4 protein-coding genes are annotated in these 4,080 nt (G+C 68.9%); 2 read left to right on the forward strand and 2 right to left on the reverse strand.

What is annotated here, in order from left to right:
• Both HB724_RS20200 and HB724_RS20205 read right to left on the reverse strand, forming a co-directional pair.
• Window positions 1–349: DUF4126 domain-containing protein (locus tag HB724_RS20200; RefSeq protein ID WP_213982741.1), on the reverse strand; the 349-nt coding region annotated here is incomplete at its 3' end.
• 81 nt (window positions 350–430) lie between these two features.
• A complete protein-coding gene (locus HB724_RS20205) occupies window positions 431–1,069 on the reverse strand; it encodes an isochorismatase family cysteine hydrolase (RefSeq protein WP_213982742.1) in 639 nt (212 codons plus the stop codon).
• A 287-nt stretch (window positions 1,070–1,356) separates the two neighbouring features.
• Here HB724_RS20205 and HB724_RS20210 point away from each other — a divergent pair, with 287 nt between their 5' ends.
• Together HB724_RS20210 and HB724_RS20215 are read left to right on the forward strand one after the other, a co-directional pair.
• Window positions 1,357–2,940: an MFS transporter gene (locus HB724_RS20210; RefSeq protein ID WP_213982743.1), complete on the forward strand. Its 1,584-nt coding sequence runs from the start codon at window positions 1,357–1,359 to the stop codon at window positions 2,938–2,940.
• Window positions 2,937–4,058: an HlyD family secretion protein gene (locus tag HB724_RS20215; protein ID WP_213982744.1), complete on the forward strand. Its 1,122-nt coding sequence runs from the start codon at window positions 2,937–2,939 to the stop codon at window positions 4,056–4,058. Before HB724_RS20210 ends, HB724_RS20215 begins: the two co-directional genes overlap by 4 nt.
• Window positions 4,059–4,080: the final 22 nt, after the last annotated feature.

Below are 4,080 nucleotides of genomic sequence, written 5' to 3' on the forward strand. Positions count from 1 at the left end.
CTGCACGGCAGGCGCCACAACCGCGCGCCGCCCGCCCCGCCAACCGCCCGGGCACACGGGCACAGGCACAAGCCCCCGTGGCACGGCGCGCAGGCCCGCCCATCACCAGCCGGGTGATGAACTGCGGCGGCGTCTTGCGGCTCGGCGTGGCGGGAAGCTGGTCGCCCACCAGTTCGAGCAGCGCGAGCGCCGAGAAGATCCAGGGCGTGAACCGATAGCCGAGAAAGGCGAGCCAGGTGCCGTCGAGAGCGAGCAGGCCGAGATGGCTGGCCCAGCTGACCGCGGCGGGCGCGGTGAAGGCGCGAAGGCCGGCGACGACGCCGATCAGCAGAGCGAGAACGAGGATCATGGCATTGTCCTTTGCGAAAGGTCGAACGGACGCGGAGGCCAGCCTAACCGCTGCGGGCGAAGCTGGCGAGCGCGGCGATATTCAGGCGGAAACGGCCTCGGCCTGGGCAAGCGTCGCAAGCAGCTCGGCGGTGGTGACGATCGCATGGGCATAGGTCGGCCCGTTGATGTCGTGCGCGCAGCGCATCGCCTCCTCGCTCGCCGCCGCGGTCGCGTCGCGGACCAGGGTGACGTGATAGCCGAGCTCGACGGCATATTTGCCGGTGCTCTCGATGCAGGTGTTGGCGATCAGCCCGATCAGGATCACGCGCGTCACGCCCTTCTGCTTCAGCAGCGTGTCGAGGTTGATGTTGGCGAAGCCGCTGCTGCCCCAATGCTCGGTGCAGATCAGGTCGCCCTCCCGCGGCGCGAAATCGGGGAACCATTCGCCGCCCCATTCGCCCTGCGCGAAGATCTGGTGGCGATAGCCGCCGAGCATATAGGGATTGGGATGGTCCCAGCCATCGAGCTCGCCGGGCTTCCAGCGATGATGCGGCACGATCACCACTTGCAGCCCTGCGCCGCGCACCGCCGCCAGCACCGCGCGCAGATTGTCGTGCAGCCCCACCGCGCCCGCCACCTTGGCGACCAGCGGCCACAGCTTGCCCTTCTCGGCGAGGAAATCGTTATACGGATCCACGAACAGCAGCGCGGTGCGCGCGAAATCGAAAGGAGGGGCCATCGAAAGTCTCCCAGGGGATGCCCGCCCAGGATGTGGCTCGGATCGGCGCAGGCCAATCGTGCCTCCGGCTGAGCAAGCCACACCTTGGTATGGAAGACCAGTTTGCCGCGCTTCTGCATAGGTGCCCATTCGGGTAATGGCGGGCCGGTACGGTCGCGCCATAAAAGGCGTTGCGGGCATAATCGCCGGATTGCAGGGATGATCGGGATGCTTTGGGGAAACATCTTGCAGGGGAATCGCCTGGATTCGGCGGCAGCCTCCCCGCACCTGCGCCCCTGTCGCCGCCGATGAGCACCGCCGCTTCCGCCGCCGAATATCGCTTCGGCCCCACCGAGCAGCCGATGTTCCCCGGCTCGCCCTATTCCCCTGCCCATCATCCGTGGCGCAAGCTCGCCTATGTCGGGGTCGCGCTGCTGGTCGGGCTCAGCGCCTCGCTCGGCAATGCGCTGGTCACCGTCAATCTCCAGAACATCGCCGGCAGCCTGGGCGTCACCGTCGCGGAGGCGACCTGGCTCTCCTCGATGTATGTCGCGTTCAACGCGAGCGCGAACCTGCTGCTGGTGCGCGCGCGCATCCAGTACGGCATCCCGCGCGTCACCCATGCCCTGCTGATCGCCTATGCCGCGACGACGTTGCTCCAGCTCGCCATGCCGAGCTTCGGCACCGCGCTGCTGGTCCGCGCCGCCTCGGGCACCGCCGCCACCGGCCTGACGACGATGACGATCTACAACCTGCTCCAGATCTTCTCGCCCAAGACGCGGCCGCTCGCGCTGCTGCTCGGCATCTCGATCACGCAATTCTCGGTGCCGCTGGCGCGCATGTTCCCGGTCACGCTGCTCGTCGTCGAGCGATGGCAGGGCCTGCATCTGTTCGAGCTCGGCCTCACGCTGTCCGTCATCGCCGCGCTCTGGGCGGTGCCGCTGCCGCCCAGCATATGCAGCCGCGCCTTCCAGCCGCTCGACTTCGTCACCGTCGGGCTCGTGCTGCCCGGCATGATCCTGTTCTGCGGCGCGATCGGCGCGGGGCGCTATGTGTGGTGGAGCGATACGCCCTGGGTCGGCGTCGCGCTGGCGATCTCCGTCGTGCTGCTCGCCATCGCCTTCGCCATCGAGCATAACCGCGAACGCCCGCTCCTTCAGGTCGGCTGGCTCGGCAGCCGCGATATCGTGCGCTTCGCCGTGATCGCGCTGCTCGTCCGCTTCGCGCTGGCCGAGCAGACCTATGGCGCGGTCGGCCTGCTTACCGCGGGCGGGCTCAACAACGATCAGCTCCATCTGCTGTTCGCGGTCGTCATGGTCGCCATGGCGCTCGGCACCGCCACCGCCGCGCTCACCCTCACCACGACGGGAATCCCCTGGCAGGTGATGACGGCGGCGGTCATCATCGGCATCGGCGCGCTGATCGACAGCAACTCCACCAATCTCACCCGCCCGGCCCAACTCTATCTCAGCCAGTCGCTGCTCGGCTTCGGCACCTGCCTCTTCATCGGCCCCGCGCTGCTCTACGGCTTCATCCGGGTGATCCAGCTCGGCCCCAATTACCTCATCAGCTTCCTGGTGCTGTTCAGCGCCAGCCAGAATGTCGGCGGCCTGCTCGGCTCGTCGCTGCTCGGCTCCTATCAGGTCATCAGCACCCGCGCCCATGCCGGCTCGCTGTCCGAGCATCTGCTCGCCTCCGATCCGCAAGTGGTGGCGCGCCTCTCGCAACAGGGGGTTGCCGGCCTCTATGCCGCGCTCCAGCGCGAGGCCGCGGTCCTTGCCTTCAACGACGTGTTCCGCGCGGTCGCCCTGCTCTCCTTCGCGGTCGCGCTCTACATGTTCATCAGCATCATGCTGACCCGTTATCGCCAGCGCCAAGGAAGCACGCAATGAGCGACACCCGCACCGTCGAACCCGAGCAAACGGTCGAACCCGCGCCGCCAGCCGATCCCGGGCCAAAGCACTGGCGCCCCCGGGTCAAGCATCCGGTCGCCACCGTCCTGATCGTCGCGATCGCGATCGCCGCGGTACTGATCCTGCTGCGCGCCTGGCAATTGCCGCCCTTCGATCGCGGGGCCGAGGCGACCGAGAACGCCTATGTCCGCGGCCGCACCACCAGCATCGCACCCCAGGTGAGCGGCTATGTGGTCGAGGTGCTGGCGCACGACTATCAGCAGGTGAAGCGCGGCGACGTCCTCGTGCGGATCGACGATCGCATCTATCGCGCCCGCGTCTCCCAGGCCCAGGCCAATCTCGACGCCCAGCTCGCCGCGCTGGCGAACAGCCGCCAGGCCCATGCCTCGCGCACCGCCGGGCTGCAATCGCAGACCGCAGGGCTGGCCGGCGCCCGCGCCCAGCTCCTGCGCGCCCGCGCCGATCTCGACCGGATCGACGATCTGGTGAGCGACGGCTCCGTCTCGCGCCGCGAGCGCGACCAGGCCGTCGCCGCTCTCGCCCAGGCCGAAGCCGCCGTGCGCCAGTCGCAGGCAGGCGGCGAGATCGCCCGGCAGGATATCCGCACCGTCGATGTCGGACGCGGCGGGCTGGAGGCGCAGGTCGAGGCCGCCCGCGCCCAGCTCCGCCTCGCCGAGATCGATCTCGGCAACACCGTGATCCGCGCGCCCGAGGACGGCCAGACCGGCGAGATCGGCGTGCGGCTCGGCCAATATGTCACCAACGGCGTCCAGCTCCTCTCGCTCGTGCCCGCAGATCGCTGGATCATCGCCAACTACAAGGAAGCGCAGACCGCGCGCATGGCGCCCGGCCAGCCGGCCATCTTCACGGTGGAGGCGCTGGGCGGAGCCGAGCTGCACGGCCATGTCCAGCAGCTCGCGCCCGCCGCCGGCTCCGAATTCGCGGTGCTCAAGCCCGACAACGCCACCGGCAATTTCGTGAAGGTGCCGCAGCGGATCGGCGTGCGCGTGTCGGTCGATCCCGGCCAGGCCGAGGCGGCGCGGCTGCGCCCCGGCATGTCGGTCGAGCTGCGCATCGACACGCGAAAGAAGTCGTGATGCGCGCGCGGTCCCTCCTGCT

Origin of the sequence: Sphingomonas sp. dw_22 (assembly GCF_018449795.1) — a bacterium.
Taxonomy (GTDB): domain Bacteria; phylum Pseudomonadota; class Alphaproteobacteria; order Sphingomonadales; family Sphingomonadaceae; genus Sphingomonas.

Bases quoted from the DNA above. Each gene is read 5' to 3' on its own strand.
- HB724_RS20210 (WP_213982743.1), top strand. From the start codon at position 1,357: ATGAGCACCGCCGCTTCCGCCGCCGAATATCGCTTCGGCCCCACCGAG.
- HB724_RS20205 (WP_213982742.1), bottom strand. From the start codon at position 1,069: ATGGCCCCTCCTTTCGATTTCGCGCGCACCGCGCTGCTGTTCGTGGAT.
- HB724_RS20215 (WP_213982744.1), top strand. From the start codon at position 2,937: ATGAGCGACACCCGCACCGTCGAACCCGAGCAAACGGTCGAACCCGCG.